Annotated in this window: 4 protein-coding genes; 3 read left to right on the top strand and 1 reads right to left on the bottom strand. The window is 75.0% G+C overall.

Going from position 1 to position 6,840, the window contains the following annotated elements; all coding sequences use genetic code 11:
• The first annotated feature begins 135 nt into the window (after positions 1–135).
• Positions 136–3,447: a glycoside hydrolase family 9 protein gene (locus tag ATM99_RS04275; RefSeq protein WP_223304797.1), complete on the top strand. Its 3,312-nt coding sequence runs from the start codon at positions 136–138 to the stop codon at positions 3,445–3,447.
• Positions 3,448–3,632: 185 nt separating this feature from the next.
• A complete protein-coding gene (locus ATM99_RS04270) occupies positions 3,633–4,934 on the top strand; it encodes a YihY/virulence factor BrkB family protein (RefSeq protein ID WP_062101696.1) in 1,302 nt (433 codons plus the stop codon).
• Here the strand turns inward: ATM99_RS04270 and ATM99_RS04265 are convergent.
• Positions 4,907–5,530, bottom strand: a complete 624-nt coding sequence (locus ATM99_RS04265; RefSeq protein WP_062101695.1) for a sugar O-acetyltransferase — start codon at positions 5,528–5,530, stop codon at positions 4,907–4,909. The genes ATM99_RS04270 and ATM99_RS04265 overlap by 28 nt on opposite strands.
• 116 nt (positions 5,531–5,646) lie before the next feature.
• Here ATM99_RS04265 and ATM99_RS04260 point away from each other — a divergent pair, with 116 nt between their 5' ends.
• Entirely contained in the window at positions 5,647–6,816 is a 1,170-nt protein-coding gene (locus ATM99_RS04260; protein WP_062101694.1) for a PrsW family intramembrane metalloprotease, read from the top strand.
• Positions 6,817–6,840 lie beyond the last annotated feature (24 nt).

Below are 6,840 nucleotides of genomic sequence, written 5' to 3'. Positions count from 1 at the left end.
CCCGCACCCTCGTCCACCCGCGCACCGCACCGGCGCGCTCGTCCACCCGGAGACACAGTGGTTCCCTCTCACGACCCGCGCCGACGGCGGCGCACCCGATGGCTGGCCGGCGCCACGTCGGCCGCGCTGCTCCTGATGCCCGTGCTCGCGTCGACCGCGACGGGCGCGCCCGTCGACCAGCCGCACGACTTCGCCGACGGCGACGCGCAGGGCTGGCACGCGTACGCGAACACCGGGTCGGTGACGTCCGGCGTCACGGGCGGCGAGATGTGCGCGACCGCCGAGGGCGGCGAGAACCCCTGGGACGTCGCGCTCCAGCACGACGCCATGACGTTCGAGCGCGGCACGACGTACACGGTGTCGTTCGACGCGCGCGCCTCGGCACCCGTCACGATCCCGATGCAGGGCGGGCTGGGCTACCCCGCCGCCTTCGGGCACCCGGTCGTGCTCGACGGCACGGACACGCCGCAGCGCGTCGAGTTCACGTTCACGCCCGCCGACTGGCCCACGGCACCCGACTCCGCGCTCGCCGCGGACTGGACGAGCGGCACGGGCGAGATCTCCTTCCAGCTCGGCAAGCAGGCCGCGCCGTACACGCTCTGCATCGACGACTTCTCGATGACCTCGGGCACGCGGATCGTCCACTCGTTCGCGGGCGGCGACCTGGGCGGGTTCGACCTGTACGACAACCCCGGCGACGGCGCCGGCGTGCCGCGCGCGAGCGCCGACGGCAGCGCGACCTGCATCGACCTGCGCGGCGGGTACACGAACGCCTACCAGGCGGGTCTCGAGCTCAAGCACGTCGCGGTCGAGAAGGACCGCACCTACCAGCTGCGCCTCACCGCCTCCTCGAGCGTCGACGGGACCCCCGTCAACGCGATCGTCGGGCAGTACGGCGCCCCGTGGGACCGCGCCGGCAGCACGTCGTTCGACCTGACGACGACGCCGCAGACGTTCACCTTCACGTTCACGGCCGCGGTGGACCTCAGCGCGGGGACGGACGAGCCGTACGGCCGGATCCAGCTCGAGCTGGGCCGCGCGACCGACCCGTACACGTTCTGCATCACCGACCTGTCGTTCGTCGAGACCACCGAGGCGCCGCCCGCCTACGAGCCCGAGACCGGGCCCCGCGTGCGCGTCAACCAGGTCGGCTACCTGCCCGACGGCCCGAAGCGCGCGACGCTCGTGACCGAGGCGACCGACCCCGTCGCGTGGCAGCTCACCTCCGGGTCGACCGTCGTGGCCAGAGGCACGACGACGCCCCGCGGCGTCGACCCGACCGCGGGCGTCAACGTGCACGAGATCGAGTTCGACGACGTCACGGCGCCGGGCACGTACACGCTCACGGCCGACGACGACACGAGCTACCCGTTCACGATCGGCGCGGACCTGTACCAGGACCTGCGCCACGACGCGCTGAACTACTTCTACCCGGCCCGCAGCGGCATCGCGATCGACGGGTCGATCATGGGTGACGAGGCGTACAGCCGCGAGGCCGGCCACGTCGGCCGCCCGGGTGACGCGACGCCCAACCAGGGCGACTACGCGGTCCCGTGCATCACGCCCGAGGAGGCGCAGGGTCTCTACGGCGACTGGACGTGCGACTACACGCTCGACGTGGTCGGCGGCTGGTACGACGCGGGCGACCACGGCAAGTACGTCGTCAACGGCGGCATCGCTGTCGCGCAGGTGCTCGGCACCTACGAGCGCGCGCTGACCTCCCCGACCGGTGACACCGCGCCGCTCGGCGACGGCAGCCTCGACATCCCGCGCGACGAGCAGACCAACGGCGTCCCCGACCCGCTGGACGAGGCCCGCTGGGAGCTCGAGTGGATGATGCGCATGCAGGTGCCGGCCGGGCAGCCGCTCGCCGGCATGGTCCACCACAAGGTGCACGACGTGGACTGGACGGGCCTGCCGCTGCTGCCCGCCGACGACCCGCAGCCCCGTCGGCTGCACCGTCCGTCGACCGCGGCGACGCTCAACTTCGCCGCCGTCGCGGCGCAGGGCGCCCGCCTGTGGGAGCAGTACGACCCCGAGTTCGCCGCCGACCTGCTCGCCGCGGGCCGCGTGGCCTACGACGCCGCCGTCGCGCACCCCGACCTGCTGCAGCCGGCGCCCAACGCCGACCCCAGCCCGGGTGGCGGCCCGTACGACGACGACGACGTCCAGGACGAGTTCTACTGGGCCGCCGCCGAGCTCTACCTGACCACGGGTGAGCAGACGTACCAGGACGCCGTGCTCGCGAACGAGTACCACACGGCCGACCTGTTCACGAAGGGCGGGTTCTTCTGGGGCGACGTCGCGGCGCTCGGCCGCATGGACCTCGCCACGGTCGAGTCGCAGATCCCGGGGCGCACCGCGATCCGGCAGTCCGTCGTCGACGGCGCCGAGCTGTACCTGTCGCGGCAGTCGAAGGAGCCGTTCGGCACGGCCTACTCGGGCAACGCGAAGGGCGTCTACGAGTGGGGCTCGAACTCCGCGGTCCTCAACAACCAGGTGGTGCTCGGCACCGCGTTCGACCTCACGAGCGACCAGCGGTTCGCCGACGCGGTCGTCGAGTCGATGGACTACCTGATGGGCCGCAACGCGCTCAACAGCTCGTACGTCACGGGCTACGGCACGGTGTTCTCGGAGAACCAGCACAGCCGGTGGTTCTCGAGCTCGCTGACCGGGTCGCTGCCCCACCCGCCCCGCGGGTCGGTGGCCGGCGGACCGAACTCGGACGTCGGCACGTGGGACCCGGTCATCCAGGGGCTGTACGACCCGGAGCACATGTGCGCGCCGCAGCTCTGCTACGTCGACGACATCCAGTCCTGGTCGACCAACGAGATCACGGTCAACTGGAACTCGGCCCTGTCGTGGGTCGCGTCGTTCGTCGCCGACCAGCAGGCCGGTGACCGCTCCGACGCCGGCACGGTCGCGTGGGTCACCACCGACCCGGCCGACGTCGCGGCCGTCGAGGGCACGGACGCGACCTTCACGGTCGCGGCGACGGGGTCGCCGACGCCCACGGTGACGTGGCAGCGGCTCGTCGACGGCACGTGGACCGACGTCGACGGCGCGGGCGCGACGGCCCGCACGGTGAGCACGGCGCGTGCGGCGGTGCTCGCGGACGGCACGACGCTCACCGTGCCGGCCCGCGTGGCCGACTCCGGCGCGCAGTTCCGCGCGTACGTCGCCAACGAGTTCGGCGGCGCGTACTCGGCGCCCGCCACGCTCACGGTGACGGCGGCGGCCGGTCCCGACGGCGACCCGACGGCGGGACCGACCGACGGTCCGACCAGCGGCACGCCGACCGACGGCACCGCGGCACCGGCGGCGGCCTCGCGCCCGCTCGCCACGACCGGCGCGAACGTCGGCGTCGCGCTCGGGGTCGGGCTCGCGCTCGTCCTCGGCGGCGCCGCGGCCGTGGCCCTGCGGCGCAGGGCGCGTCTGCGCGGCTGACCACCGCAGCGCCCTCGCGGCAGCGCCGCACCCCACCGCCCCGGTGACCACCCCCCTGGTCACCGGGGCGGTGTCGTCCCGGGCCGGGGCACGGCCTGCGGTCGAGGCACGCCGCGCCGCCACCGCAGCGCCCCGGTGCGACCAGCCGCCTACGATGCCGGGACACCCCGACCCCCGGAGACCCCGTGCTGCTCGTCGCCGTCGCCGCGCTCGCGGTGCTCGGTGCCGTCGTCGCGCGACGCCGGTCGGACGCGGCGTCGGCCCTGGCGGTGGCCACCACGACGCTCGTCGCGCTGACGGCGGGGCTCGTGTCCTGGGGTGCGGTCGCGGCGGCCACGGCGGAGCGCGCACCCGCGTGGCTCGTGCTCGTCGCCGTCGCGGTGGTCGCGCCGACGGCCGTGCTGGGCGTGGCCCACGCCGTCCCGCGCGTGCGTGCGCGGCTGCCCGCGCGCGACGGACGCACGGCTCTCGACCGCGTCGAGGCGTGGGCCCACCGGCACCCCGTGCGGGTCGGGCGGCTCGACGTGCTGCCCTTCGTCGTGCGGTGCGTGCGCCGCGTCGTCGACGTGCGCATCACGGGCCTGGCCGCCGAGATGACGTACTTCGCGCTCATCTCGGCGGTGCCGCTCGTCACCGCGCTCGGCGCGAGCCTCGGGTACCTCGAGCGGCTCACCGACCCCGAACGCGTCGCGCAGGTCGAGGACGCCGTGGTCGACGCCGTGTCGCACGTGCTGGCCGACGACGTCGCGCAGGACGCGCTCGTCCCCCTGGTGCGCGGCCTGCTGCGCGAGGAGCGCACCGGGTTCGCGGTCGGGTCGGTGCTGCTGACGCTGTGGCTCGCGAGCCGCATGTTCCGTGCCGCGATCCGCGCGCTCGACGACGCGTACACGGTGCCCGAGCGGCGCGGCGTCGTCGCGCAGGTCGTCCTGGGGCTCGCGCTCGCGCTCGGCGGGCTCGTCACGCTGGTGACCGTGCTCGTGCTCGTCGTCGTCGGGCCGCTGCTGGGCGGGGGCGACGAGATCGCGCAGCGCCTCGGGCTGGGCGACGCGTTCGGCACGGTGTGGGCGCTCGCGCGCTGGCCCGTCGTCGTGGGCGTCGCCGGCGCCTACCTCACGCTGCTGTACCGCTACGGCCCCAACCTGCCGCGCGGCACCACGTGGCGCCGGGCCGTGCCCGGTGCGCTCGTCGGCACGGTCGGCCTCGTGCTCGTGGCGGCCGCGTTCGCGGTCTACCTGCAGGTCGCGGGGCCGTCCGGGCCCGCCGTCGACGGCGGACGGCTCGTGCAGGTCGCCGCGCAGGTGCTGGGCGCGCTGCTCGCGGCGGTGCTGTGGCTGTGGGTGTCGGCGATCGTCATCCTCACCGGCGGCGTCGTCAACGCCGAGCTCGACCGCCGCGCCGCCCCGGAGGCCGCCGCGCGGACGCCCGACCCGGGGCCGGACGTCCGCGCGGACGACCCTCGTCAGGCCAGCGTGCCCGGCGCCCGGTAGGCGAACTCGCGGTCCGCGTCGGTGATCGGGCGCAGCACGCGCGCGGGCACGCCGCCCACGACGACGCCCGCCGGCACGTTCTTCGTCACGACGCTGCCCGCCGCGACGATCGAGCCGGCGCCGATCGTCACGCCCGGCAGCACGACGACGTGCGCGCCGAGCCACACGTCGTCCTCGATGACGACGGGTGCCGAGAACTGCTCCATCTCGGCGCGCAGCTGCGGGTGCACCGGGTGACCCGTGACGGTGATCGTCACGTTCGGCGCGATCATCACGCGCGACCCGATGCTCACCTCGATGTCGTCGACGAGCGTGAAGCCCACGTTGACGAACACGTCGTCGCCGAACGACACGTTGTACCCGTACGACACCTGCAGCGGCGCCTCGATCCACACGCGCTCACCCATGGGCCCGAACAGCTCGCGCGCGAGCGCCTGCCGGCCCGCGACGTCCGTCGGGTTCATCATGTTGAAGCGCCACGTGAGCTCCTTGGCGCGCTGCCGCTCCTCGACCAGCGCCTCGAGCCCCGGGCCCTCGTCGTTGTAGAGCCCCTGGGCGCGCATCCGTGCCCGGACCTCGCGCTCGACCTCGTTCATGCCACCACCCCGTCGTCCCGGCCCGCGACGGGTCCGCGGCGGGCCGCGGTCACTCTACGGTCCACGCGCGGCGTCGCCCGAGGACGTGCGTCCCGCGCCGCCCCTAGGGTGAGCGCGTGAGCCTCCACGACCCCGCGCGCCCGGCCACACCTCCCGGTGAGGTCCCCGCGCAGTGGGTCCCGCCGCGTCGCGGCACCGCGACGCGGGACGTGCTCGCCCTGCTGGCGGTCGCGCTCCTCGCGGTCGCGGCGCTCGCCGCGCTCGGGCTCGTGCTCGTGGAGGTCGGCGTCGCGGCGGGCGTCGTCGGGACCGTGCTCGCGCTCGTGCCGCTGGCGGTCGTGCTCGCGGGCATCCGGTGGCTCGACCGCTGGGAGCCCGAGCCGCTCGGTGCGCTCGCGTTCGGACTGCTGTGGGGCGCGGGCGTCGCGGTGCTCGTGTCGGTCGTCGTCAACGACCTCACGCTGTGGACGGTCGCGTCCGCCACGGGCGACCTGGAGGCGGGCGCCGGTGCGGCCGCGCTGGTGTCGGCGCCGATCGTCGAGGAGGTCGCCAAGGGCGCGGGCGTGCTCGTGCTGTTCCTGGCGCGGCGCCGCTACTTCGACGGCGTCGTCGACGGGATCGTGTACGCGGGCGTCGTCGCGGCGGGCTTCGCGTTCACCGAGAACGTCCTGTACTTCGGCCGGGCGGGCGAGGCGCTCGCGGGCACGTTCGTCATGCGCGGTCTCGCGACGCCGTTCGCGCACCTGCTGTTCACGGCGTGCACGGGTGCGGCGCTGGGGTTCGCGGCACGCTCGCGGCACCGGGGGGCGGCGTGGTGGCTGTTCCCGCTCGGCCTGCTGGCCGCGATGGTCGGGCACGGGCTGTGGAACGCGACCAACCTCGCGGCGGGCGACGCGTACCTCGTGGTGTTCGCGGTCGTGCAGGTGCCGCTGTTCGCGGGGGTCGTCGGCATCGCGTTCTGGTTGCGCCGGCAGGAGTCCGCGGTCATCCGGCGCCGGCTCACCGAGTACGCGTACGCCGGGTGGTTCGCGCCGCACGAGGTCGAGATGCTCGCGTCGCTGCCGCGGCGCAGCACGGCCGTCGGCTGGGCGTCCCGCACGGGTGGTCCGGCGGCGGCGGACGCGATGCGCCGGTTCCAGCGCGACGCGACGTCGCTCGCGTTCCTGCGGCAGCAGGCCCTGTCGGGCCGCGCCGACCTGCGCCGCCACGCCGAGTCGGAGCGCGACCTCCTCACCGCGGTCACGACCGACCGCCACCAGATCCTCACGGCGCCACCCCGCCCCTGAGCCGGCCCGTCCCCGTCGCGCCGG

This window comes from Cellulomonas sp. B6 (assembly GCF_001462455.1).
GTDB lineage: Bacteria > Actinomycetota > Actinomycetes > Actinomycetales > Cellulomonadaceae > Cellulomonas.
This window is presented reverse-complemented; position numbering and strand designations above follow the sequence as displayed.